The following is a 25016-nucleotide window of genomic DNA, read 5'->3' on the forward strand; positions in this document are numbered from 1 at the left end:
ATTTAACACAAGAGACTTGGATAAAAGCGTTTCGTGCCATCAACACCTTCCGCGCCGATGCTTCGTTTTACAGTTGGCTCTACCGCATCGCTGAAAACGTCTGTATCGACTACTACCGAAAACGGAAGGTAGCACACACCATCGAACCCATTCATGACATCAATGAACGCCGCATCACAGACACACACCCCTGTCCGAGCCAACACCTCGCGCGTCAGGAACTTCGACACCATCTTCAGGAGGCTGTTGCGCGCCTGACACCGACACGCAAACGCGTCTTTCTGCTATACTATGTTCATGAAATGCCCATCAAAACCATCGCAACCCGTATGAAACGTTCCGAAGGTACCATCAAGACACATCTCCGCAACGCACGCCTCCACCTCCGAGAACTCCTCACCCCTTACCTGGAAAATCAACACATTTCTTGGCTCACATGAACTTTCACAATCCCCATATCGCTTGAAAATGAGGGTCTATAATTCTGAATTTTGAAACTTGTATAAACCTATTTACGATAATTATGTCAAACAATCGGAATAAACACTTTTAATTGACAATAAACAGACAAAAAGTTCAGGAAAGTTCAGGAGGAAACATGCGTTTAATTGAAGGGCTATCTATTGGAATCTCCGCGATTCGCGCAAATAAGATGCGCTCTTTACTAACAATGCTGGGTATTATCATCGGTATCGCCTCTGTACTGGCAATGATCGCTATCGGTGATGGTGCCAAAGAAATTGTGATACAGGACGCACAGAAAATGGGCGGTGCAACCCGAATCACACTGTACCAAACATCATACAAACGAGAAAACAACAGATGGGTCCGCATCCGTAGCAATGAATACATGGAATACGAAGATGCGTTGGCTATTGAGGCAGAATGTCCATCTGTGAGCGCAGTCACGCCTCGAATTGCGGATTGGAGAGGCGTATTGATTCAAGGTCCAGACGGTAGTGAAACCCGTGCTGGCTATAACGGTGTAGATGCCAGTTATACAACCGCAATGGATTGGGATGTTCAAGAAGGACGCTTCATTACAGATGAGGATGTTCAGAACGCAGCAAGAATCTGTGTGCTGGGCGATGAACTCGCGACCGAGCTGTTTGGCACCAAATCCCCCTTAGGACAAGAAATCAAAATTGTCAAAAGGGTTAGCTACCGCGATCAATGGGGACGGAGAACGAGGCGGCGGTCCACCGAACGTCTCACGGTTGTTGGCACATTCATGCCGAGGGGCACAAGTCTCCAGTTCGGATGGAGTTACGATAACCTTGCCTTTATTCCTGTGTCAACTGTGCAAGAGCGTTTCACCGGGGACGATGAGGTGGGGAGTATTATGGTTTTCGCCAATAATGTTGACGCGGTCCCGAAAGCGATCGAAGAGGTGAAAACCGTCATCAGAAAACGACATAGAAACCAAGATGATTTCGTTAGAATTCGGGCGATGCGTTCAGGCATGGCACAGTTAGAAAAAATCAGCAAGATGATTAAAATCGCCTTGGGCAGTATTGCTGGCTTCTCGCTTCTCGTTGGCGGCATCGGCATTATGAATATGATGTTAGTTGCTGTCACCGAACGCACCCGTGAAATTGGACTTCGGAAGGCACTCGGTGCTAAATCTTTAGATATCCTGGCACAGTTCCTCATGGAAGCTGTCATAATGTGTGGTGTAGGGGGTGCAATCGGCATCGGATTAGGTATTTTCGCTGGAGAAGGTATGGCGATGCTCGCCGTTAAAATCGCTAAAATCGTTCCCGAATGGCCCTCGGTAATCTCTATGCAGTGGGTGATGATTTCGGTCTCCTTCTCTGCGGCAATTGGTATCGCCTTTGGTATGTATCCGGCAATAAAAGCCTCCACCCTCCAACCCGTTGAAGCATTACGCAAAGACTAAAAAACTGGCTACCCAACCAGTATCTATTCTTACAGGCGCGCTTTCCAGGCGCGCCTTTCTTCATTGTCTCCATTCTCCAATCCCGAAACTCACAACCAATACACAATAAACGTGCGTTCAACATAAATTGGTAGGTTGGGTTGAATGGAATCTAACTGAAAACTGCATAGACAAGATAACCTTTGAACTCATCAAGAAACCTAAAATTACCAAAATACGAGTGAAACCCAACACATTTTCACACCGATAGTTTTGGGTGTTGGGTTTCGCTATTTCTATTTACACGGATAATCCATAGAAAATCGACATTTTCCGTATAAATCGGAAGTTTTTTGGTCTTTTACCGCTCAACCCAACCTACGATCACATCCATATTTTGTAATCGAACTCATATTAATAAACCTATTTTGCTCTACAACGTCAAACAACAATCAGTAACTACACCGAAAAAGACTGAGGAGAAAAATGCACATAGTTGAGGGAGTATCGGTTGGAATTTCCGCGATCCGTTCAAACAAAATGCGCTCGTTGCTGACGATGCTCGGAATCATCATCGGTGTCGCATCTGTATTGGCGATGATTGCCATCGGTGATGGTGCCAAAGAAATCGTGATGCGAGATGCCCAGAAACTGGGCGGTGCGAATCAGTTTACCATGTACCGTACATGGTATAAGCGGGAGAATAACAGATGGGTCCGTATCCGCAGCAACGAATACATGGAATACGGAGATGTATTGGCTATTGAGGCAGAATGTCCATCCGTGAGCGCAGTTACACCGAGAATCCCAGATTGGAAGGGTGTATTAATTCAAACTGAAGGCGGTGCTGAAACCCGTGCGGGTTACAATGGTGTGGATGCAAGTTATCAAACCGCAATGGATTGGGATATCAAAGACGGACGTTTTATTACGGATGAAGACGTTGAAAACGCAACAAAAGTCTGTGTCCTTGGCGATGAGGTCGCTGTCGCTCTATTCGGTGCCAAATCGCCTTTAGGGCAAGAAATTAAAATCGCAAAGGGGCAGGGCTATTACGACCGATGGGGTCGGAAAGAGGGCAAGCGATCCACGGAACGTTTTACCGTCGTCGGTACACTCGTGCCCAGAGGTAGAAGTCTACGGTTCGGGTGGAGTTTTGATAACCTTGTCTTTATGCCAATATCCACAACACAAGAACGCTTTACCGGCAACGACCGAATTCAGGACATTGTAATCTATGCACATACCATCGAAGATGTTCCACAGGCGATTGAAGAGGTAAAAGCCGTCATCAGAAAACGACATAAAAACCAAGACGACTTCATCAGAATTTTTGAGATGCGAGCAGGCATGGCACAGTTAGAGAAAATCAGTAAGATGATTAAAATCGCCTTAGGGAGTATCGCTGGGTTCTCACTCCTTGTCGGGGGGATTGGCATTATGAATATGATGTTAGTCGCTGTTACGGAGCGCACCCGGGAAATCGGTCTCCGAAAGGCACTCGGTGCTAAACCTCTGGATATCTTAACTCAGTTCCTAATAGAGGCGGTTGTAATGTGTGCTGTAGGCGGCGCAATCGGGGTTGGGTTGGGCATCTTTGCCGGTGAAGGAATGGCACTGCTCGCCGTCAAAATCGCTAAAATTGTCCCCGAATGGCCCGCCGTTGTTTCCATGCAGTGGGTCGTAATTTCGGTCTCATTTTCCGCTGCGATTGGCATTTCGTTCGGACTGTACCCCGCAATAAAAGCATCATCGCTCTCACCGATTGAAGCACTTCGTAAAGATTAAAATAGAGTTGTCCAGTTAATATAGGGAACGCTTTTCAAGAGTGCTTCACCGTATTAAATTTTTTCATTCCCAATTTCTTTATCCGAGAATTTACAATAAACAAACAATAAACCTATTTCACGCAATTGCGTCTAATCTAAATAGAATAGTTAACCCGACAAATGCCATAAGCACCGCGATTCGGAAATCGTTCTAAAAAGATTGCTACGAAAAAATCGAACTTTATTTACCCCTTTTTTGTCTAAATAACAAGCGTAGAAATATATTTAATTTGGAGGCATGAAATGCGTATAATTGAGGGGGTATCCGTTGGAATTTCCGCAATCCGTAGCAATAAACTGCGCTCTTTACTAACGATGCTTGGCATTATTATCGGTGTTGCCTCGGTACTTGCAATGATAGCGATCGGCGATGGTGCCAAGACCATCGTGCTACAAGATGCACAGAAATTGGGTGGTGTGAACCAGTTCACAATGTACCGTAGTTCTTACAAGCGCGTCGGAAACCGTTGGATGCCGAATCGTAGCAATGAATACTTTGAATATGATGACGTATTGGCAATTGAAGCGGAATGTCCATCTGTAAAGTTGGTCGTGCCGAGAATTCCAGAGTGGCGCGGTGTACTTGTTCAGGCTGCTGGTGGAGCAGAACACCGGACAGGGTATAACGGCGTAAATGCATCGTTTTCGGAAGCGATGGATTGGGACCTACAGCAAGGTCGCTTTATTTCAGAGGAAGACCTTGATAATGAAGCGAAGGTCTGTGTGCTCGGCTCTGAAGTGGTTGCTAATCTGTTTGCAGGTAAATCACCCATAGGAGAAGAAATTAAAATCGGCAGAGGTTCCGGAGGTCGTTTCGATCGGTATGGTAGAAGAGACCAGAAGCGGATAACCGAACGTTTTACCGTTATCGGGACCATGGAAAGCCGGGGACGCAGTCTACGGTTTGGTTGGAATTTGGACGATATGATATTCATTCCGATCACAACAACACAAGAGCGTTTTACCGGTAACGATAGAATTATGATGCTTTCAGTTCACGCAAACACTGTTGAAGAGATCCCACAAGCAATTGAAGAAGTAAAAGCAGTCATCCGGAAACGGCATAAAGGTCAAGATGATTTCTTCATGCTTAGGGATATGCGCGAAGGCATGGCGCAGTTGGATAAAATCAGTAAAGTCATAAAAATCGCATTAGGGAGTATCGCCGGATTTTCGCTGCTTGTCGGCGGCATTGGGATTATGAACATGATGCTTGTTGCTGTCACCGAACGAACCCGTGAGATCGGTTTACGAAAAGCAATCGGTGCGAAGCGTTTGGATATCATGGTACAGTTTCTAATGGAAGCAATTGCTATGTGTAGTGTAGGCGGTGTACTGGGCGTTTTATTGGGCATGTTCGCTGGCGAAGGGATGGCGTTGCTCGCTGTCAACATCGTCAAAATTGTTCCCGAATGGCCCTCGGTTATTTCCACAGAGTGGATATTGATTTCAGTATCGTTTTCAGCGATGATCGGTATCTCTTTTGGACTGTACCCAGCCATAAAAGCCTCTTCGCTCTCACCAATTGAGGCACTCAGGACTGATTAGGAGGGAATTTACATGAATTTGATAGAGTGTATTATACTCGGCATATCGAGTTTGCGACGGAATCCGCTCCGATCAGCACTGACGATTTTAGGGATTATCGTCGGTGTAGGTTCCGTTGTCAGCATGGTATCCGTCGGAGACGGGTCGAGTGCCATGGTTCTGCGGGAAATTGAGCGGACAGGCGGCACAAAAATGATCGAAATCTATAAGGACGATTGGGACAAACAGTCGGGAACCTTGAGCCGTGCAGCTGGCTCGGCAGTGCGTGGGAGAAGTCGATGGAGAAGAAACCGCGCCGAAGACCTGGAAACCGAAGATGCATTTGCGATTCTTGAGAGAGCCAGAGGGATCGTCAGTGTCGTTGCTGAAGACGATATGGGCGGCTGGAGCGTGAGCCACAAGGGTAGAACTAAAGAGTCACGCATCGTGGCTTCAACGGCTGGATACGACCGATCGCACAACTGGTACCCCTCAGAAGGCAGGTTTTTCACAGCGGAAGAAGTGGAAGCTGCCAGTAGTGTCGCTGTTATCGGTTCTAAAATTAAGGAAGAAGTTTTCCTCAACGAAGATCCTGTCGGAAAAGAGATTACGGCATCGCGTCCCTCTTATTGGCGCGGAAGAGGTGGACTTTATGAAGTTCGCCTAAAAGTCATTGGCGTTATGGAAGAAAAAGGCGATGCAATGGACACTTCCGGTTGGGATGACCGATTCATTATCCCGATAACAACGCTACAACAACGTTTTAAAGGTCGGAACGATGTTGAACGCATCCGCGTAGAAGCCGTTGACGTGGATACGATTCCGTTGGCTATAGCGGATACCAAACAGATCTTGGGAAGACAACACAACAACACTGGAGAAGAATATAACTATTGGACTGCTACAGAGGAATTGGCAACCGCCAATAAGGTTGGTTTAGTCATGAAGGCACTGATGGGAGGCATCGCCGGTATCGCACTCATGGTCGCTGGTATCGGTGTGATGAACATCATGCTCGTCTCCGTAACTGACCGGACAAAGGAAATCGGGCTTCGCAAAGCACTCGGTGCAACCCGCAACGACATTTTAGCCCAATTCTTGATTGAGGCATCGGTACTGACCCTTTCTGGTGGAATTATCGGAGCAATTGCGGGTGTGTTCATAGGGAAAGGAACAGCCGCCCTCATTTCCAAGTTTGTCTGGGAAGGAAGCAACTGGCCCTCGGTGATTTCATTCGGAACAATGGTTATTGCCTTACTCGTTTCTGTAGCTATCGGTGTTTTCTTCGGGCTTTATCCTGCCAACAAGGCAGCGAAGCTCACACCCGTTGAAGCACTGCGTACAGATTAGTCTATTTTATTAGTTATCAGTTAGCAGTCGTCAGTTAGCAGAGAAGAGCGTTTTGTTAAACGAAAACCTCTTAACTGACAACCGACAACTGACCACTGATAACTCCTATTCTATAGGAGGGATTACCCTTGAAGAAAGTAATTATTGCTGCCGCCGTTGTTTTAGTACTCGTCGTTGCAATCGGTTGGGCCTTCCTGGGTCGTGGCGGAAACGGTCAAGATCCAACGCAAGAGCAAAAAATTGAGGTCGTTGAACGCGGCGATTTCCAAATGCGTATCAGTGCAACTGGTAACTTGGAACCTCTCATCGACGTAGAGATAAAATCCAACGTGGAAGGTGAAATTATTAAACTCCATGTTAAAAACGGTCAGACGGTAGAGAAAGACCAAGTGCTGCTCGAACTCGACCCGGAACTCTACCAAGAAGAGAAAAAACAGGCAGAAGCCGATGTCGCAGCTGCTGAAGCACAAGTTACGCAAGCACAACTCAATATTAAACTTAAAGATGAGCGGCTTGACAGCCAACTCACGCAGGCTGACGCAGATTTGAAAATCGCTGAGGCAAATTTTGAGACCACCAAAGCCTCAACCATAACACAAGTTAGCCAAGCAGAAGCAAATATTCAGACAACCAAGAACTCGCTTGAACAGGATAAAATTGCCCTGGCGCAAGCCAAGATCGCCCTTGCACAGGCAAAAATTACGTTATCTGAAAACGAAGCATCACTCAGATCCGCAAAGGTTTCCTTGGATAACGCGAAATCAGAACTTGACCGGAACACGGAGCTCTATGACAAGAAACTGATTTCCAAAAAGGCATTGGAAGACTCACAAGCACAGCACGCCAATGCGGAAGTCCAACATGAAAATGCCAGTACACGGGTGGACTCACAGAAAGAATCGATCACTTCACAAGAGAAAACAGTAGAAATACGTGAGAGTGCCATTAATTCACGTGAGACAAACTTAGCAACCGAGGAAAAGAACCTTGAACACCTCAAAAACATGCGGCAGAAAGCAGAGGAGGAAGCCAAGCTCCGCGTCGAAAATTCCAGTACTCGGTATCAGGAACTCATAGAGACTTTCGACAATGAGAAATTGTTGACAAAACAATCCGAAGTCAGTGCTAAAGCAAACCGACTCCGACGGCAAAGTACGCTGAAAAATCAGACGGAACGGCTTGACTGGACCGTAATCAAGGCACCGATGGCAGGAGTCGTTACACTCCTTGAGTTGGAAGAGGGTGAAATTGTGACCTCTGGACGCTCCGCATTCTCGCAAAGCCCGCCCATTATGACCATCGTTGATCCGTCCAAAATGGTCGTCAAAACCTTCATCAACGAAGTCGATATGGAACGCCTCAGTCTCGATCAACGCGCAGAAATCAAGGTGGATGCCTACCAGACAAAAACTTATGATGGTAAAGTTTATGAAATTTCACCCAGTGGACAGGAACAAGATAATATCATCTCATTCGAGGTGATGATAGAGATTAGTGGGTCCCCAGCGGAACTCAAACCCGGCATGAGTTCAGATGTCGACATCATTACCTACGAGGAAAAGGATGTCTTGCTGCTACCGATCGATGCGCTTATAAATGAGGCTTCGGCAACCCTCACCGCTCAAGTTGATGATACCAAACCCTACAAGGTAAATCAACCGATTGAAGTCCAGACTGTCAGCGAGAAAATTTTCAGAGGCACTGTGTCAAACGTTGGCGCGAATGATGTCACCATCAGCCTTGACAGTTCACAACGCGGTATTCGTCCGGGTCCAACAACGTTGTCCCTTCTCGTGAAAGGTAAGAAGAAAGCAGACGGTGTGCGTGCCACAATCACAATGTCGAAAGGAAAATCTGTCATGTTAGATGATGGGGGTAAAGGCACACGTACAGGGATTGAAGTCGGTATGCAGAACGAAACACACGTGATTGTTAAAAGCGGACTTAAGGCAGGTGACCGCGTTGTGCTGCAGCAGCGGAAACCACAAGGTGGCGGATTCGGAAGGTAAAACAGTAGCTTTGTAGTCTCGATCTTCAGATCGAGACTACAGTTGAATTACCTGTGTATCATAAGCAAGGTAGGCGTTGTCTGGAAGTTCAATATCTACTTCTTTACACTGCTCCGGGAAATACCGATGATCTAATCGGTGCATAATATGTGTAAAATAGGTTTCCCTCGTTTTCAAGGCATCGCTAATTTCTAACGCTTCACCAACCGAGAGATGCGTTGGGTGTCTCGGATTAAAACTCAGCGCATCAATAACCAACACCTCAATCCCGTTTAATAAATCTTGTGACGCTTTCGGCAGTCGTTTCACATCCGGTAGATACCCGAAATTGTCGATACGATAGCCGTAAGTGTCAACGTTTCCATGCTCAACCGGAATCGGTGTAATGTCAAAACCCAGCAACGAAAATCTTTTATCTTTTTCAACGACATTTGGGAGTAGATGACCGACTCCTCCACCTTGGAACGTCTCCTTTGTGAACATATAATCAAAGTTTCGTTGTAGGATGCCCATTGTCTGTTCGGGACCGTAAATCGGCATATCCATCTGCTGTTTTCGGCACGGCATTACGATATCGTTGGTGCCACTGACATGGTCGGCGTGAGGGTGCGTGAAAATAACAGCATCTATCCGTTCAATCCGATTCCGGACGATCTGATCCATGAAATTAGGGCCGAGGTCAAATTGGAGGTTTTTTCCGTCTTTTTCAATATGGACCGATGAACGGGTTCGATAGTTTTTTGAACTAACATCCCGCGCGTCTTCACAGGTTTCGCAGTCGCATTTATACTCAGGAACGCCTGTTGAGGTGCCTGAACCCAAAATCGTAATCTTCATTTCTTATTTCTCAATTTTCTATAGTTTTTATATCTCGGAGGCGTGGTTTTCAGTTGTCGGTTTTCATGTAGAAGATCTTTTTCTTTCTGAGAACTGACAACCGATAACTGACAACTATTAAATGACTAAACTTACATCCCAAGAATATCTCGTTCTGGCTGATGTCATTGGCGACACACCAATGACAGTTATCTCTGCCTCCCGCTTGCAACAACGGATGTGCGATGCTTACATCGCTGGTTCGCTACCAGATGTTGATGCCGCCATCGTTTTTGACGCATACTGCTCGGACGAACCCGCCGGTTTCGGCACCGATGCCGATGCTCTGTGGCAACTCTTGAAAGCAACCGACGGATGGAGTTGTATCAACGTTGACAATTCCTGTGCTGCAGCTCTCGGCGCGCTTATTGAAGCGGACAGGGGCACATCCATCCGCTATTACGGTGATGTCTGTTACGCGCTCTTAGAGCCTGTCCACTGTTATCCAAACGAGAGCGTTCGCCGCTTGTCATTGGAAGATGTAGAACGTCTGGCAAAAGCCCCCGCAGAAATCCAAGGAAACGGTTACAAAACACACGAAGCCATGCTGACAGAAGGCATCGCTGCTGGAGCCGTTGTGGACGGGAACATTGTTGCTATTGCGCACACCTACGCTGAAACAAAGCTCCATGCCGACATCGGAGTTTCTACACTAAAGGCATGGCGTGAAAAAGGATTCGCCACCGCAGCGGCATCGGTCGTCGCACAAGAAATTCAGGCGAAAGGTAAAGTCCCTGCCTGGAGTTGCGGTGAAGACAATATCGCTTCACTTCAGGTGGCACAAAAATTGGGCTTCACCGAAGTCGCACGGCGCACCTACGTTATTCCCACCTCACCAGAATAGCACTTGTTTACCCAAGGGCATCGTCTACCTTGTTGATAGCCGCTGCCATCAACCGCGCGTGCTCCTCCTGCATATTCACGTTAAACCCAAACCGTAGTGCGCGACCGAGGATAGACAACGTTTGCGGACACATATCCGGTGAGTATTCAACATCTCCTTTATAACGCGGATCCTTCCACGGGTATCCAGACGCGTCCGGAGAATGCTTGAATAGGATCGAATCCCAATAGGTATAGATATGCCGGTCGGGAAAGCCTTCATTGTAAGCAGTTCCTGCGTTCAGTCCTTCTGCCTTGAGTGCCTCAGCGTACTTCTTGGCGAGTTCCAGATCGCGCACAATAATGGCGGCACTAATACCGCACTCACCAGTCGGATCATCGACGTGTTGTCGAATATAACCTTTCGGATTCTCAGCGAGTTCCGCCGTGAACGCCTTTTTGAGTCGGCGTGTATGTCCCAAGATGTTCTCTAATTTTGAGAGTTGCACGCGTGCGATCGCCCCTAAAATCTCACTCGTCCGGTAACACTGCCGTGAGAAGGGTTTATTCTGCCATTCAGAATCGCTCATCCACATCGGCAAACCGGGTTCTGCTGCGAATGCTGCACGTTCATAGACATCGTAGTCATCACTAAAGACGAGTCCACCCTCCCCACAAGAAATCACCTTGTAGTAGTTGAGACTCCACGCCCCTGCATCTCCCCATGTTCCCGCATATTTACCCTTATACTGTCCACCGACACACTGACAGCAATCTTCAACAACGAGAAGGTCGTGCTTCTGCGCGAGTTCAACGATTGCTTCAAGTCGGCACGGCACGCCTTGCATGTGTACCGGTAGGATGGCTTTAGTATGTGGCGTAATTTTCCGTTCCACGTCGGCAACGTCTAAACCGAGCGAATCGTCGATCTCTGCTATTACCGGAATCGCACCAACACCGACAATAGCAGCAGCGGTTGCGATAAAGGTATAGCCCGGTACAATCACCTCATCCCCCGGTCCGATGCCGACCCCAGTCAACGCGCAGATGATCGCTGAGGTGCCTGAGTTCACCATCAAAGCGTGTTTTGCACCGAGGTACGCGGCTGCCTCCTTCTCAAAACTGGCGACATTTGAATCCTCAACGAACCGAAAGAGTTTCCCACTGCGCAAGACCTCAGTCACAGCGTTGATCTCACGCTCATCTATCACACTGGGTCCGTGCATTCCGCCCGGTATTGATTCTGCGATAACGGGAGTTCCGCCATCTATTGCTAAACGTGCTGGCATCTTTTTCCTCCACAAATCTTAGCGCGTCGTTTGTAAATCCACTTAGAAAAATCTGAAATATGGTGATACTTTACCAGACGCATCTCTTTTTGTCAATCGCGTTTTTCTCACACCTTCTACCTACGCCACCAACTCTTTTTTCCCTGATACAATGCAAGGAGCTTTGAGATTTCTTTCGCCTTCTTGTCCAGACGCAACACCGCCTTACAGGCTTCAACGACTCTCTGTTTGGCATCTTCACTCTGCGTTGTTTGATAGATATAGTGATAACTCTGCGCAACAGCCGTATGATACATCACGAGGTCTACGCCTTCTGGGACTTCGGTCGGAAGTTGTTGAAGCATCTCGACCGCTGCATCCCACGCCTCCGCTTCAGCATGACAGATAACTTGCTGATAGCGCAGATGGTGTTGCGACGGGTCCAGCCAATATGTCTGTTCATAACACGTCACCGCCTCCGAGTAATCCGCATTGGCGACGTGCAACTGCGCAAGTTCCGTATAAAAAGCGGACAACCCGCTCTCTGCTATCGTGTAAAGCAACACGCCAGTACTGACGAGCCAATCCCTTTCCAACAGGAAATCGATCGCTGAGTTTCGTTCTTCTTCCGTGATCTGGATATCGGTGAGGAGATGCTTGGCGACCGCAGCATTCGGAAAAATCTTAGTACGGCTTTTCAGCAACGGATACGCCTGAACCGCCTTATCCATTGTGATGAGTTTAATTCCCGTCGCGATACGAAACAGGGACACAATCTGGTCGCTATTTTTACGGGACATCTCCTCGGCAATTGCCTCCCGATTTTCTGAAAAATGCAGATTGAGCTCCTCAATTGCCTCTCGGATGTCGGCATCGCTTGGTGCGAGTTGATGTGCTTTCGACAAAAATCGTTGCGCCGTGAAAAGTTCTCGCCACGTCCGATAGATTGTCCCCAATCGAAAATTAGCGAGCGCGAGGGTGGATGTGTCATCTGTTGTGCTGAGAATGCTATCGTAGGTTTGGATGGCTTCGGCGAGTTTGCCTTCGGTTTCTAAGGCTTGCGCATTAGCGATTGGATTTGACATAGGAGACGTAATTTCCTTGCCGGATTCTGTGATGAATTTATCGCATCTGGTCTGGTTCACGAATAAACGTTGACCACTATTTTAACCCAACGGAATTTGTTTGTCAAGAGACGTAGAAGGTTTCGACATTCAGTGAAGGAGCCTCGCTCTACCGCTGGCGAGGGTGTTTTTGCGGAAATGCTTGATCCCTCGAATGACCGTCGCGCCCTTGACGCAATCATCTTTTGATGCTCTCGGTCTCATGCAAGGTGAACGCGATGGTGTGTATGAAGCGGTTGTCAATCTGGTGGAATCTCGGCTGCGGAAGGCGCGGGGTCTGAAAGGAAAATCATAGGTGCGCGTGGCATAAGTTGTCTGAATCGCGGATTAGACGGATTACACAGATTTCGCGGATTACGCTCCAGTGGAGCGGTATGTTGCACATGAAGTTAATTCGGTCTCAAACTTCCAAATTCGGTTGCCATCTGTGCGTTTTGTATGTTATCATTAATTTCAAGCGACGTAGTAAATCATCTGAATCGCGGATTACACGAATTGCGTAGATTTGGCGGATTTTTGAAGCTGGGTCATACAAGCTGCGGATTAGGTAGACAGAATCACATCCGTGCCATGGGTGATTCAGACACTTACAAGGTTTCATTCAAAAGAAATTGGGATTGTGAAGAAAAGTTAAATACCAAATTTAAGAATAGGAGAAAAAGGATTTCTGATGCTACAAATAGACTGGAATATTCCGAGGATATCGAATCAGCCAATAAACTTAACCTTAAAAAAATGGCAACCAATTATTCATAGTAGATCCGAATGGATCTGGCAAGTCAGCATTAATACAACGGTTTGTCTCAGAGCATCCGCAAAACTGGGCAAGCGGATAACTGCACTACTGGACGCAGGCCTTATCATGCAACGCTAACAGGACTTACGCCTGAACAAGTCAGTAAACTGCTTACACCTACAGTTCCAAATCCTGGAAAGGAAGAAAAAAATGAACAAACCAAGAGTTTTCGCAGACTTCCATAGCGCAGACGCAAAAGGAAGAGTGCGGTTGAATTGCGATGGGACGATGGCGGATATCAAACGTCAAAAAATCGTGCTGCAAGATGGGCAATCTCTTATTATCTATAGGGAAGAATTGGAGGTTACGGGGGTTGTTCACTACTCCGAAAAAGAAAAATTGTGGACAGCGGTAATTGATTGGAATGCTATTCAAGAGGCAGAACCCATTGTCTCTGAAATAACACCCACATCGGTAACATAGCAAGTTAAGCGTTCTATTCTCATTGCGAAGCAATATCGCTCCGCTGGAGCCGGAGGTCAGAGAATATCTGTCAATCCATCCGAGCGAATTGATAGAACAAATTGCTGAAAGCATCACCTAAAAATGAGCAAAAATCAATCCGCGTCATCGGTGAAATCCGCGATTCAGACAAGCAAAGAGCCAAATTCCCCAAGTCATCCGCATCATGGAGAAGAAAACGTGACAAAAAAACACAGTCAGAAACGTGCCGAGGTGTATTACAAACACCGGTTCGCTCAATGGAAAAAAGCGGATTATGAGCGTGCCATTGTAGACTTTACCAAAGCGATAGAACACAATTCAGAAGATGTCTTTGCCTATACGAATCGGGGCGTGGCTTATTACAACAAGGGCAGGTTTTACCGCACAGTTGATGACTTTAGCAAAGTGATAAGTCTCACGCCGGACGATCCATTTGCCTATTATGTCCGCGGGTTCGCTTACCGGAGCCTGCTTGTTTTTGAGAAAGCCATCCAAGACTTTAGCACAGCAATACGTCTCAAATCTGATGCAGCTGCTGATGCCTATACCGAGCGCGGTGTAACCCACCACCTTAAAGGTGACGTAGACCATGCTATTGGGGACTATAACGCTGCGATCGCACTGGATCCAGCGTTTGCACAGGCTTATACGGCGCGCGGTCAAGTTTACCGTGATAAAGGCGAGAGAGACAAGGCAATTGAAGATTATAACAAAGCCATACAACTCAATCCGGGACTCGCTGAGCCTTATACCTACCGCGGTCTCATCTACAATCAACAACGCGAGTTAGACAAAGCGATTGCAGATCATAGTAAAGCAATTGCCTGCAACCCAGAATTTGCCGAGGCATACCTCAATCGGGGGCAGGCTTACTACACTAAAAGCGAATTGGACAAAGCGATTGAAGATTACGACAAAGCTATAGAGCTCAACCCAGAACTTGTGGAGGCATACACGCATCGAGGCAACGCCTACAGTGCTAAAGTAGAGTTAAACAGCGCAATTGCGGATTATACTGAGGCACTAAAACTCAGGCCAAAGATTGCTGAATTCTATTACACACGGGGTGAAGCATGGTTGCTTGCAAAAAGTTGGGAAGAGGCGAAGACTGACCTGACAGCTGCACTCCTACAAGATGTAGATGTCGCCGCTGCGTTTCACAATACCCACGAGAGCATTGATGCCTTTGAGGAGAAGATCGGGAGTCGTTTGCCGAAAGAAATTGTAGAGTTATTGACACCGCGGAGCGAACCGTTTGAAATTGATAGAGATGCGCGGATCGCGTTGGGAATGAAGTACTACGGAAACGATGAACTCAGCAGCGGCCTGGCCGCAAAACTTGCAGGAGTATCACGAGAAGAATTCTGGTATTTGATGGGGGATTACGGACTCTCACTGTTTGGTGATGAGGAAGAGTACGCCAAGAGTGGATATTAAAGAATGCCGATACAACCAGTGATTAGCAATAATAGTCCGCTTGTTGGACTGCTCGGGCTCAATCTTTTTTCTCTATTGCGAGACCTTTATACAGAGGTGTGGATTCCACGAAAAGTTGAAAAGGAGTTTCTCAGAAAGGATCCGATAGTCCGCCAGGAGGCACTCGAAAATGCTCCCTGGATTAAGACTGTTGATTTAACGGATCCCCAAACCGCTTCGGTTCATGCGGAACTTGATGATGGCGAAGCCGAGGCGTTGGCTCTTGCTAATGAACATGACGCACGTCTCGTTCTTCTTGATGAAAAGAAGGGAAGACAGAAGGCGAAAAAAATCGGATTAACGGTTAAGGGAATAGCAGGCATTTTACTTCAGGCAAAGGAAGAAGGCTTGATTGATGTCATCAAGCCGCTTTTAATTCGGTTGCAGGATAACGGAGTGTACCTGAGCGAATCGCTCATCAATAACGCCCTGCGAGACGCAGGTGAGGCAGATTAGTTGGGCTTACTGTTGAAGACTATATAAATTAAATTAGGACTTACGCACCCTCTTTGCTGGCGAGGTTTTAAACCTCGCCAGCAGTGGGCGGACCTTAAGGTTTACCAGAAACTTACGTAAGCCCTATAAATAATAATTATCCGAGATGTATTATGGAGAAAAAAGAAATGCAAAAACCGAATCAAGAACTTATCAATAAATATTACACGCGCGGTATAGCATCCGGCGAAAAAGGCGAGGTTGAACTTGCAATTGAGGACTACACTGAGGCAATAGCACTGGATCCGAAGTTTGCCGAAGCGTATTATCAGCGCGGGCTTGCTTACGCTAAAAATGGCGAACTTGACAAAGCCATTGGGGACTATACCACAGCAATAGAACTCAAACCCGACTATGCGGATGCTTATTACAGGCGCAGCAAGGCTTGGTTACGCCTTGGAAAGCAAGACGAAGCGAAAGCGGACATGCAAACCGCTAGCAACATCGGGATAAACAGCAGCACTGCTTTAGACGAAACCCTACGTAACTATGCCCGCGCATGGAAAGCCCTCGGTAATGTATGAGATATTTGACAATTGCAGAGATTTTGGAGGTTGCCGAGGGACATGTCGGGACTTATCATTTACTGGATGAAAACCGTTTACACTATGTGGTTGAAGCAGTTAGTGGAACGTTTGGTGACACAGAACTGTATCCGACTTTGTCGCAGAAAGCCGCTGTATACGCCCATCACATTATCACGGGACATATATTTTTAGATGGAAACAAACGTACCGGTTTACACTGCGCGATCCTGTTCTTAGAATTTAACGGTTGTACCCTGCGGCTTGACCTTGATGATTCAATTATTGAACTCGGTTTTAAGATTGCCGACGGATCCATCACCGATATTGAGGACATCGCCGACCATATACAGTCATGGATTCTGTAACAAACAGATTTTGTTATGATATTTCTTGCTGCAAGCGAAAAGGATGTTAACCCTCCGAAATCCAATCCTCTGTCGCTTCTGCGAATTCCTTCGACAAATCCTCAGAAATCGTCTGTTCCAAGAGTTCAATCAGATCTTCACGGAATTTAAGCCAATCGTCGCCGCGGCGGGTAAACCGGTGCCTATCCTCAATTTCAACAAACATAGTGTCCTGCGGTTCGGACATGGATTCTAAATAACGCCTAACATTCATAATTATTCTCCTTTTTTAGTGGTGGAATGGCTATCAGCCATCGGCTTTCGGCTCTCAGCAAGAGAGCACTATCCAGAGCAAAACTGCTGGCATTGTCCTTTAAGTTTCTTATAGAGGTTTGTGTGGAATAACTGCCACACGAACGGCTGACGGCTGATGGCTGACTGCTGATAGCCGTTACAGCCATTCATGCATCTCCCAACCAGATTTAAGTGCTTTCTCACGAAGTGCTTTTCCTGGATTCACAACGACCGGATTTCCAACGCATTCCAACATCGGTAGATCGGATTGACTATCGCCGTAAGCATAACTCTCTTCCAATGAAATTTCGTGTTGCTCCGCATAAGTTTGGATCGCTTTCGCCTTCTCTTTCCCAATGAGTGGATCGGTTGTCAGTTCACCTGTGAATTTCCCGTCCTTTTCTCGAAGTTGCGGTGCCAGGACGAAATCAACGGTGAGGTAGTCCGCAATCGGTTGGACAATAAAATCGAGCGATCCCGTTACGAGAGCCACGGCTGTACCTTGCTCCTTGTGTTCCTGCACTTGCGATACCGCCTCGGAGAAAATTTTGGGGCGAAGGTAAGCCTCAAACATTCTCAAGGCTAATTCTTTAATATCGGCAACATTCATCCCACGATAGTTACGATAAAATACCTGATTGAAACGCGGGCGACTCACCCTATCCAAAATCAAGTAATAAACAACCTTCGGGAGGAAACCGATGAGCCACAAGTATTTTAGCAGGAATGGAATCTGTGCAGAGCGCATCCAGATGTAGTAATGCACGATCGTGGATTTCAACAGGGTGCCATCTACATCAAAAAATGCGACTGTCTTTTTCGGGTTGGGATCCGACATGATAAAATTTCCTAAGCGTTTTCCTGTCCTCTCAGCGTTGCCCCAAGTTCGGCGACGCGGTTTTGTGCCAATTCTAAAAATTCTTGGTATCTATCGGGGTCAATTTGGCTTTCGCAACGCTCGCGTGGAAAAGTAAGCGGCTCCCCAAAAACGATGCGAACGGGGTGTTTCTTGGGCAAGTTCCGCCCTTTCGGCAACGCGTGATAGGTGCCTTCAATATAAGCCGGTATAACCGGAACATCGGGACCGTAGATAAGCAAACTAAGCACCCCTTGTTTGAAAGGCTGAAGTTCACCATCAAGCGAGCGTGTCCCCTCAGGAAAGATCAGTAAGCCGTTATTTTGCACCATCACTTCATTCGCTGCCCGGAGGTCTTGTAGGAATTCGGCGAAATTGCCTTCCCGCTCTATCGGAAGTGCGTTGAGGCACGTTTGAGCAAACCAACCTTGGAGACGGGTAGCAAACCAATAATCCCGCGCGGCGAGCGTCCAAAGTTGATACGCCTTCGTTCCGAGCGCAGAAATCACCGTCAGTGTATCAAGATGACTGGTGTGATTTGGCATAATGATATAAGGTTTGCCTTGCGGGATATGCTCAAGCCCATAACACTTCAACGAAAAATAACGCCTATAGATACCAGTGATCACGGAACGGAAGGCGCGTGCGTACCATCGCGGCACCTGTCTAAGTTCCGGTTTCTTGTCTTCATGAAAACCCTCTGTTTCCGCCGCAGCTCTTGTGGGAAAGGTCTCAATTAACTTAACGACATCGCCAACAGTCTCCAAATTGGCGAGAAGTGCATCTGGAATTGTTCCACCGAGTCTGGATTCAAGAATTAACAACAGGTCAAGTCGCGTGAGGGAGTCAAGTCCCAGATCGGTATCCAAACGACTTTCCGGCTGAATTTGGTGTGCGGGCATGCGCGCTAACCGCGCGAGGGTAGAGAGGATCTCTTCCGGTATATCTTCTCTCGGTGTTGCCCCTTCTACATCCGTTTCTGAAGCCTCCTGAAGGTCTGCCATATTTTTAATATGCGCCTCCAAGCTGCATCTTAGACTTTGGCGATCTATCGTGCCATCCGCACCCTTCGGTAGCGGGTTGTCCCATAAATGAGATTTGTGAAATTGCTGGTAACTCGGCAACTGCTTCGCCCGTGCTTGGAGGTGGTTTTGAATCTCCGTCTTTGTTGTTTCATCAGACATTGCCGGCACAATTACAGCGTGGACAGCCGTATCCGACCCATCTTCGTATGGAATACCTACGACACATATTTCGGAGATAGCCGGGTTATCCCCATAGAGTGCTTCCAGTTCGACAGGATAGATATTCTTTCCAGAGGCAGGAACAATAATGTCCTTGCAATGCCCAGTGAGATAGAGATAGCCATCCGCGTCCATATACCCTAAATCGCCTGTATAGAGCCATCCATCGCGGATAGCCTTCTCTGTGGCATCAGGGTTCCGATGGTAGCCTTGCATTGTACTCGGTCCCTTAGCGATGATTTCGCCGATACCCTCACCGTCCGGACTTTCAATCTTAAGTTCCACACCTTCCACTGCTGGCCCCACGGATCCGCGTTTGCTTTTTAGATACGGATTGACACTCAGCACAGGTGCCGTTTCTGTCATTCCATAGCCTTGGTAAAGCGTCATTCCAAACTTTTGAAATCCGTCGTAAATCGCGTCGGAGAGCGAGGCACCACCGCTCACAAGGACACGAATTTGCCCACCCATGACAGTCTGTGCTTTTTCCGCCAATGTCTCACCCGGTGTGTCTTCTCTCGTCGCTTGCCGTTCAATCGTGCCTTGGAGCATCTGAAAAAGGCGCGGAACACCGATAAATGCTGTCGTCTTTGCCTCACGCATTGTCTTTAAAAGTGTTGTAGGGCGGAGCGCATTGACATAAATTGCTGTTGTACCACTGTAAAGTGCCATCAACAGACTGCATGAGAAACTCAAGGCGTGATACAACGGGAGTGCTGACAGAATTCGCTCTGTGTCTGTTGGTGGGAGTGCTTTCGCTACTGCTTGTACGTTGGATATAAAACCACCGTGTGTGAGCATCGCCCCTTTTGCCTCCACAGTCGTACCCATAGTGAAGATAATTGATGCGACTGTGTCTGGTGAAACCTCTACATTCGGGAAATCGGTTGGAATATCGGTGGTTGAGGCATCCTCCGCTGTCCGGTCAGCACCCACAATCTCGCAGTTCTTATTGATGTTCTGTAGAAGGACTTCCGAGGTTGATAACGCCGCGCCGAATTTTTCTAATACGCTTTCAGACGCTAAAATTGATTTCGCAGTGGTAAACTCAGCGATTGCTGAAATTTCGTGGGCAGGTGTTTGCGCGTCAAGAGGCACGACAGCAGCACCAATCTGGACAGCGGCGAGGTAGACAATACACCATTCAGGCTGATTTTCAGAGACAAGGACCACCCGGTCATCCTTGCGCAAACCGCTCTGCCATAGCTGCCAAGCGACTTGACGCGACAACGTATAGGTCTCCGAGTATGTGTATTCTTCCCACCCGTCCTCGTTTGCCATCTGCAGTGCAATTCTATCTGGAATGCGAGATGCCTGTATCTTAATCAGATCTACGATTGTTTTTGGGTTGATCCATTCAGGGGACGCAGCAGACTCCTCCGATTCATCTTGCGAACCCGTCTTCCTCGGTTTTGTAGAGGAAGACTCCTCCATATCGTCCGCTGCGCCGCTCTCCTCAATTTTCAACACATGCCGTTTGATACCGGGAATGTGAATCTCTTGAAAATACCGCTTCCAATGGATCCTTGAGACATCGAAGTTAAAACGTTGCTGTTCTGTCGGTGAAAGTGCGTCGTAAAGCCCGCGCGTCTTTTCCGTTTCAAATTCAAAGTTGGTCCGCGTGTAAGGGGCATAGATTCTGATGTAATGCAGGAGTGTCTTGATGCCGCTCTGTTTAAGGGCAAGCTGACGACGTTTCCGCTTCGCAGCGCGTATTGGGAGTTTACCAAGCGTCCAAATGGCAAGATCCGCCAAACGCATCCGGCTATCTAATTTCCGTTGAAACTCCTCTAAACTCGGATATTTCCAGATCGGTACAGGGATCGGCTTCCCATCTTCCAACATCGGGTATTCAGTGAAATACTCGTAGGTCGCCTCAAAAATATCCCGAAAATAGAGAGGATTCTGTGTTCCCGTCGCCACGTGATATACCTCAATACCACCGCGTCTTGCTGTTGCCTCAGCAGCTGCCAGCATAGCGTTCACAACAAAATCAACGGGGACAATATCGAGAACTATGTCTGGATCAGCAGGGAAATCGGGCAGCCGTCCTTTGCCAAAACCGACAATCAGAGGTTCGGACATCCGAAACCCACCGAGCCAACCGGGTTCAGGTTCATCAAAGCTGCTCTCAATAATTGAGGGGCGTACGATAGCCGTTGGCAGCTCACCCCGCAATTCCATAACTACCTGCTCGGCGAGGAATTTCATATAGGTGTAGGTATCGTTCCACCCGCGTGAACGGGCATGCCTCAACCCCTCTTCGACCAAACGATTCTCAAGCCATTCTACCTTCAATTCTTCAACGTGCGCCTCAAGTTTTTTACGCGATCCCGCGCCTCTTCTTTCCTGTTCTGCTTCCTGCTGAAAGCGCGCCAGATTTTCGGGTGAATCGGCTTCAGCACGGATCGCAGTACTCAAAGAAAGCAGCCCCTCGATTTCCTCGGAGAGCGTCTCTGGAATAGCCATTCCGGTCTTTTCCCGATGTTGTGCCGCGTACTCTGGGTATGGCAGCGGCAGTTCTTCGGGAACTCGCCCCGGATTGTCACCACATACGTATGCTGTCGAAACATGGAGAAACACGGCATCCCGACAGCCTTTTGCGAAATTGATGACGTGTCTGGCAGCGAGCGCATTTCCCCACAGAGAATCATCAAAAGGTGGATCAAATTGCACGAGTCCAGCGATGTTAATACAGACCTCGACTTCGTCCTGAAGTTGTTGATACTCAAGATCATTGAATCCGAGGCGTTCATCAGTGAGTTCACCCTCGACAGCAGCCAGTTTCTGCTTCGCCCATGCATCAAAATTTGCACCATGCAAACGCCGGAGGGAGGCGAAAACGTCTGAGGTGAGAAGTTCATTTTCTAAGCGTTCCTGAGCAGAAGCGTGTTTCCCAGCAGTATCCGTACGGCTTCGGATGAGCAGATAAATTTTTTCAACATCGGGAAGTGTGGTCAAAATTTTCGCCACCATCGGTTGCCCCAAAAATGCGGTACCGCCGGTAATGAACAGAACTTTCCCCCGAAAAAAATCAGTTATTGGCATAATCAGTTATTGACATAAAGTTTGAAAAATATTAGAATATTCGTTAGTAACTCGAGCACACTTCTGTGTGAACCGGTGTTTTTCTCTTGACCTTTTCGGCTAAGAAATCCATCCGCTCGTTGACAGGGTGTTTGCAAAGATACAAGGCGTTCGGCAGAACTCCATTTATGAATTTCGTCTAATCTTTCGGTAAATCACCTAAAACGCGGTTTATAAGCCAAAACATCCTATTAAAGATAACACATTTTCTATAAAAAGTCAAAGGCTGAATTGACAATGTTAGCAGAAGAAGATAAGTTACAATTTTTAAAAAAGACGGAACTCTTTGCAGAACTCCCACCAGCCGAATTAAAAGCGGTCTGTCACATTACGAGCGAAGTTGCGTATCCCGCCGATTCAACGCTATTTGAGGAGGGGGACGAAGGCGATTCTCTCTATCTGTTGGTGGATGGTGAAGTCAGCATTATCAAGGCTGGGACAGAGGTGTTGTTCTTTGATGAGAAAGGTTACTGCCTCGGCGAAATCGCCTTGATTGACAACAAACCGCGAAGTGCCACAGTAAAAACGGTGAAACCTACGCAATTCCTGAGAATCACCAGACACGACTTTTACAACGCTATGGCGCGAGAACCGCGGATTGGTAGTGGGATGTTTCGGGTTTTGAACGATAAAATCCGACGCGACCTTGAAATTCAGATGAGTGCCATCCGCAAAGAGATTGCACAGGAAGAATCAATGCGGCTCGCCGCTGAAGTCCAAAAGTCTCTCCTACCAGACAAAGAAATCGCACACCCTTGTGTTCGTTCCGCCGGATATTGCCGACCAGCGAACACCGTCGGCGGCGATTATTACGACTATCTGGAACTCTCCGACAACAGTGTTGCAATCTTCCTCGGTGACGTTATGGGGCACGGTTATCATTCAGCAATGGTCGCAGCGATGACCAAAAGTTGTTTGCAAACGCAGATCCGCTTTGACGCTTCTGTACCGGAAGTTATGAAAGCCATTACTCGAGTCACAGAAGAGGATGCGCAAGCCTTTATCTACATGACCTGCTGTTATCTGATCATTCACCCGGACAATCGGTTGGAATTCGCCAATGCCGGTCACCCACAGATGCTTCTCTATCGCGCGGAGCAGAACAGCACTAACGATGAAAATGGCAACCTACTTGAGTTAGAATCTGCGTTTCTACCCGTCGGTATCTCAATGTCCGAGACACCAACACAATATTACAGCACCGAGATCGAATGGCATCCGGGTGATTTGCTTGTCCTTTATTCAGACGGCATTACCGAAGCGTTCAATCCTAACGCCGAAATGTACGGATTTGAACGTTTCAAAGCACTCATCTCACAAAAACGCCATTTGTCACCCGAAGAAATAAAAACGGAGATTCTATCTGACCTTCAAGCACACCAGCAAGACGAGAGTGCCAATGATGACATTACGTTGGTCGTGGCGAAATTCCTATAGATATGAATCGTCCGTGTAAAAATTTCCTACTTAAGCTGGCTGACAGCATAATGCATGATATTTTCCATGAGTGCTTTGTTCATAGAAGTTGTATATTGGCTATCGTTGCGAAGGCTGGTAATAATGTATAATCCCTTGCCATACCGTCTCGCGCCAACAACGAGTTCCTTGTTGTCCTTGGTCGTCGCAAAAATCTCATCTTTCCGGTCCCAGTCTACCCACGCATCATCAATAAAGATTTTGCCAGACGCAATCACGTTCGGGATAGAGAAGAGAGACTTGCCCTTTTCAGTAACGGCGAAATGTTGGGTCGGCGGGCTTTCAACACCCTTCAGCTTACCCTGCAACCACCCGACACCGCAAGGCTTTTCGGCACTACTGTCCTGTCCCGTAACGACAACAATACCGCCTTTTTTCACAAAGTTTTTAATCTTTTTTTCTACTTCACCAGAAAGGAGATAGTGACCATAACTGGAGATTTCTTCGTATCCGATCCACAAAATATCCGCGTTCTCCAGCTGCGGCAACTTATGTTCTTTGGTAGGTTCGTGGGCAACAGTGCGTTTGCCAACCTCCTTTACCGAACGTACTGCTTGATATTCATACGTAGCAGTATTTGTATAAACAGGCGTTTGACTCCATGTGGGATGTGTGCTGTTTCCCGTCAGGACGAGAACTTTTACGGCATCTTTTGGCGCGGCAACCCACATTTTACCGGCTAACATGTCAACAACTATCTTTTGGAACGCCTTCGTTTTGCCATCAAAGGTCCGTGACATCATCGGATCAATATGCGTGAAGGTCCACCAAGAGCCACCATATCCACCGCGATACGCACGCATCTGAAACCATGTGTTATCAATAAAGCACATGCTATCTATACCGTAATGCTCACGATAGAAAACGATGATAGGCATCCCCGGTTTGAGGAGTCGGACCATCTTTTCTGGGGAGGTACCCCGTTTGTAATGCCCGGTAGCGAAGTTCATCTTGATTTCCTTGAGTTCGCTTTTTCCTTTGACATCTTTCTGGACGGTAACAACGCCTCGCAAACGCCCCTTGTCAACGCTCTTTACTTCACCGAAAACGATGTTCGTACAAGCATCAAGGACTTCACGGATCGTATACTCGCGCTCAATAAACGCAGACGTAGTTGGCGTGAAAAGCAATCCCATAAAACAAAACCCTAATAATAGAGCAATGAGGTTGTATGTAAAGCGCATGGTGGAATCCCCTTTAAAGATCATAGACACGGTCAGATGAAATCAAACCCTTAATTCCATAAACTTGATGTTCTTAACCAGCGAATTTTATATAGATATTGTATTATAT

Annotated in this window: 22 protein-coding genes; 14 read left to right on the forward strand and 8 right to left on the reverse strand. The window is 47.3% G+C overall.

Annotation, left to right across the window (positions count from 1 at the left end; all coding sequences use genetic code 11):
* The 6 genes from OXH39_20770 to OXH39_20795 all read left to right on the forward strand — a co-directional run.
* Positions 1–440: RNA polymerase sigma factor (locus OXH39_20770; protein ID MCY3552901.1), on the forward strand; the 440-nt coding region annotated here is incomplete at its 5' end.
* Positions 441–598: 158 nt separating this feature from the next.
* Positions 599–1900 (forward strand): ABC transporter permease, encoded by a 1302-nt coding sequence (locus OXH39_20775; GenBank protein ID MCY3552902.1) that lies wholly within the window; start codon positions 599–601, stop codon positions 1898–1900.
* Between the two features lie 465 nt (positions 1901–2365).
* Entirely contained in the window at positions 2366–3667 is a 1302-nt protein-coding gene (locus OXH39_20780; GenBank protein ID MCY3552903.1) for an ABC transporter permease, read from the forward strand.
* 284 nt (positions 3668–3951) lie between these two features.
* Positions 3952–5256, forward strand: coding sequence for an ABC transporter permease (locus tag OXH39_20785; GenBank protein MCY3552904.1), 1305 nt, complete (start codon positions 3952–3954; stop codon positions 5254–5256).
* Between the two features lie 12 nt (positions 5257–5268).
* Positions 5269–6585, forward strand: coding sequence for an ABC transporter permease (locus tag OXH39_20790; GenBank protein ID MCY3552905.1), 1317 nt, complete (start codon positions 5269–5271; stop codon positions 6583–6585).
* 128 nt (positions 6586–6713) lie between these two features.
* Entirely contained in the window at positions 6714–8594 is a 1881-nt protein-coding gene (locus tag OXH39_20795; GenBank protein MCY3552906.1) for an HlyD family efflux transporter periplasmic adaptor subunit, read from the forward strand.
* A 36-nt stretch (positions 8595–8630) separates the two neighbouring features.
* Here OXH39_20795 and OXH39_20800 read toward each other — a convergent pair whose 3' ends face one another.
* Positions 8631–9431 carry an MBL fold metallo-hydrolase gene (locus tag OXH39_20800; protein ID MCY3552907.1) on the reverse strand — a complete coding sequence of 267 codons (801 nt, stop codon included), beginning with the start codon at positions 9429–9431 and terminating at the stop codon, positions 8631–8633.
* Between the two features lie 121 nt (positions 9432–9552).
* Here OXH39_20800 and OXH39_20805 point away from each other — a divergent pair, with 121 nt between their 5' ends.
* Positions 9553–10314 carry a GNAT family N-acetyltransferase gene (locus OXH39_20805; protein ID MCY3552908.1) on the forward strand — a complete coding sequence of 254 codons (762 nt, stop codon included), beginning with the start codon at positions 9553–9555 and terminating at the stop codon, positions 10312–10314.
* A 7-nt stretch (positions 10315–10321) separates the two neighbouring features.
* On the opposite strand, the gene OXH39_20810 is transcribed toward OXH39_20805, so the two are convergent.
* Both OXH39_20810 and OXH39_20815 read right to left on the reverse strand, forming a co-directional pair.
* Complete coding sequence (locus OXH39_20810; GenBank protein ID MCY3552909.1) at positions 10322–11581, reverse strand: DegT/DnrJ/EryC1/StrS family aminotransferase; 1260 nt, start codon at positions 11579–11581, stop codon at positions 10322–10324.
* 116 nt (positions 11582–11697) lie between these two features.
* The gene (locus tag OXH39_20815; protein MCY3552910.1) at positions 11698–12645 is read right to left on the reverse strand and encodes a hypothetical protein; all 948 of its coding nucleotides are present in this window, start codon (positions 12643–12645) and stop codon (positions 11698–11700) included.
* Positions 12646–12826: 181 nt separating this feature from the next.
* On the opposite strand from OXH39_20815, the gene OXH39_20820 reads away from it, so the two are divergent.
* The 6 genes from OXH39_20820 (at position 12827) to OXH39_20845 (ending at position 16787) form a co-directional block, all read left to right on the forward strand.
* Positions 12827–12979, forward strand: coding sequence for a hypothetical protein (locus OXH39_20820; GenBank protein MCY3552911.1), 153 nt, complete (start codon positions 12827–12829; stop codon positions 12977–12979).
* 651 nt (positions 12980–13630) lie between these two features.
* The gene (locus OXH39_20825) at positions 13631–13903 is read left to right on the forward strand and encodes a hypothetical protein (protein MCY3552912.1); all 273 of its coding nucleotides are present in this window, start codon (positions 13631–13633) and stop codon (positions 13901–13903) included.
* Positions 13904–14122: 219 nt separating this feature from the next.
* Entirely contained in the window at positions 14123–15361 is a 1239-nt protein-coding gene (locus tag OXH39_20830) for a tetratricopeptide repeat protein (protein MCY3552913.1), read from the forward strand.
* A gap of 3 nt (positions 15362–15364) precedes the next feature.
* Complete coding sequence (locus OXH39_20835; GenBank protein ID MCY3552914.1) at positions 15365–15856, forward strand: DUF3368 domain-containing protein; 492 nt, start codon at positions 15365–15367, stop codon at positions 15854–15856.
* A gap of 167 nt (positions 15857–16023) precedes the next feature.
* Positions 16024–16419, forward strand: a complete 396-nt coding sequence (locus tag OXH39_20840) for a tetratricopeptide repeat protein (GenBank protein ID MCY3552915.1) — start codon at positions 16024–16026, stop codon at positions 16417–16419.
* A complete protein-coding gene (locus tag OXH39_20845) occupies positions 16416–16787 on the forward strand; it encodes a type II toxin-antitoxin system death-on-curing family toxin (GenBank protein ID MCY3552916.1) in 372 nt (123 codons plus the stop codon). The genes OXH39_20840 and OXH39_20845 overlap by 4 nt, the downstream gene beginning before the upstream one ends.
* Positions 16788–16833: 46 nt before the next feature.
* On the opposite strand, the gene OXH39_20850 is transcribed toward OXH39_20845, so the two are convergent.
* From OXH39_20850 to OXH39_20865, 4 genes are read right to left on the reverse strand one after another with little or no spacing between them, the layout of a single operon-like run.
* Entirely contained in the window at positions 16834–17040 is a 207-nt protein-coding gene (locus OXH39_20850; GenBank protein MCY3552917.1) for a hypothetical protein, read from the reverse strand.
* Positions 17030–17227, reverse strand: a complete 198-nt coding sequence (locus OXH39_20855) for a hypothetical protein (GenBank protein ID MCY3552918.1) — start codon at positions 17225–17227, stop codon at positions 17030–17032. Before OXH39_20855 ends, OXH39_20850 begins: the two co-directional genes overlap by 11 nt.
* A complete protein-coding gene (locus tag OXH39_20860) occupies positions 17218–17898 on the reverse strand; it encodes an HAD-IB family hydrolase (protein MCY3552919.1) in 681 nt (226 codons plus the stop codon). The genes OXH39_20855 and OXH39_20860 overlap by 10 nt, the downstream gene beginning before the upstream one ends.
* Positions 17899–17909: 11 nt before the next feature.
* The gene (locus OXH39_20865) at positions 17910–22208 is read right to left on the reverse strand and encodes an AMP-binding protein (GenBank protein MCY3552920.1); all 4299 of its coding nucleotides are present in this window, start codon (positions 22206–22208) and stop codon (positions 17910–17912) included.
* A gap of 276 nt (positions 22209–22484) precedes the next feature.
* Between OXH39_20865 and OXH39_20870 the strand changes: the two genes are divergently transcribed.
* On the forward strand, positions 22485–23684 hold the full coding sequence (locus OXH39_20870; GenBank protein ID MCY3552921.1) for a SpoIIE family protein phosphatase: 1200 nt from the start codon (positions 22485–22487) through the stop codon (positions 23682–23684).
* A gap of 26 nt (positions 23685–23710) precedes the next feature.
* On the opposite strand, the gene OXH39_20875 is transcribed toward OXH39_20870, so the two are convergent.
* Complete coding sequence (locus OXH39_20875; GenBank protein ID MCY3552922.1) at positions 23711–24907, reverse strand: hypothetical protein; 1197 nt, start codon at positions 24905–24907, stop codon at positions 23711–23713.
* Between the last annotated feature and the right edge of the window lie 109 nt (positions 24908–25016).

The sequence above is a fragment of the Candidatus Poribacteria bacterium genome (genome assembly GCA_026702755.1).
Taxonomy (GTDB): domain Bacteria; phylum Poribacteria; class WGA-4E; order WGA-4E; family WGA-3G; genus WGA-3G.

Coding starts and splice junctions, on each gene's coding strand:
- OXH39_20850 (MCY3552917.1), bottom strand. CDS start 17,040: ATGAATGTTAGGCGTTATTTAGAATCCATGTCCGAACCGCAGGACACT.
- OXH39_20790 (MCY3552905.1), top strand. CDS start 5,269: ATGAATTTGATAGAGTGTATTATACTCGGCATATCGAGTTTGCGACGG.
- OXH39_20805 (MCY3552908.1), top strand. CDS start 9,553: ATGACTAAACTTACATCCCAAGAATATCTCGTTCTGGCTGATGTCATT.
- OXH39_20825 (MCY3552912.1), top strand. CDS start 13,631: ATGAACAAACCAAGAGTTTTCGCAGACTTCCATAGCGCAGACGCAAAA.
- OXH39_20840 (MCY3552915.1), top strand. CDS start 16,024: ATGCAAAAACCGAATCAAGAACTTATCAATAAATATTACACGCGCGGT.
- OXH39_20870 (MCY3552921.1), top strand. CDS start 22,485: ATGTTAGCAGAAGAAGATAAGTTACAATTTTTAAAAAAGACGGAACTC.
- OXH39_20815 (MCY3552910.1), bottom strand. CDS start 12,645: ATGTCAAATCCAATCGCTAATGCGCAAGCCTTAGAAACCGAAGGCAAA.
- OXH39_20785 (MCY3552904.1), top strand. CDS start 3,952: ATGCGTATAATTGAGGGGGTATCCGTTGGAATTTCCGCAATCCGTAGC.
- OXH39_20855 (MCY3552918.1), bottom strand. CDS start 17,227: ATGGCTGTAACGGCTATCAGCAGTCAGCCATCAGCCGTCAGCCGTTCG.
- OXH39_20860 (MCY3552919.1), bottom strand. CDS start 17,898: ATGTCGGATCCCAACCCGAAAAAGACAGTCGCATTTTTTGATGTAGAT.
- OXH39_20800 (MCY3552907.1), bottom strand. CDS start 9,431: ATGAAGATTACGATTTTGGGTTCAGGCACCTCAACAGGCGTTCCTGAG.
- OXH39_20835 (MCY3552914.1), top strand. CDS start 15,365: ATGCCGATACAACCAGTGATTAGCAATAATAGTCCGCTTGTTGGACTG.
- OXH39_20865 (MCY3552920.1), bottom strand. CDS start 22,208: ATGCCAATAACTGATTTTTTTCGGGGGAAAGTTCTGTTCATTACCGGC.
- OXH39_20810 (MCY3552909.1), bottom strand. CDS start 11,581: ATGCCAGCACGTTTAGCAATAGATGGCGGAACTCCCGTTATCGCAGAA.
- OXH39_20780 (MCY3552903.1), top strand. CDS start 2,366: ATGCACATAGTTGAGGGAGTATCGGTTGGAATTTCCGCGATCCGTTCA.
- OXH39_20775 (MCY3552902.1), top strand. CDS start 599: ATGCGTTTAATTGAAGGGCTATCTATTGGAATCTCCGCGATTCGCGCA.
- OXH39_20875 (MCY3552922.1), bottom strand. CDS start 24,907: ATGCGCTTTACATACAACCTCATTGCTCTATTATTAGGGTTTTGTTTT.
- OXH39_20845 (MCY3552916.1), top strand. CDS start 16,416: ATGAGATATTTGACAATTGCAGAGATTTTGGAGGTTGCCGAGGGACAT.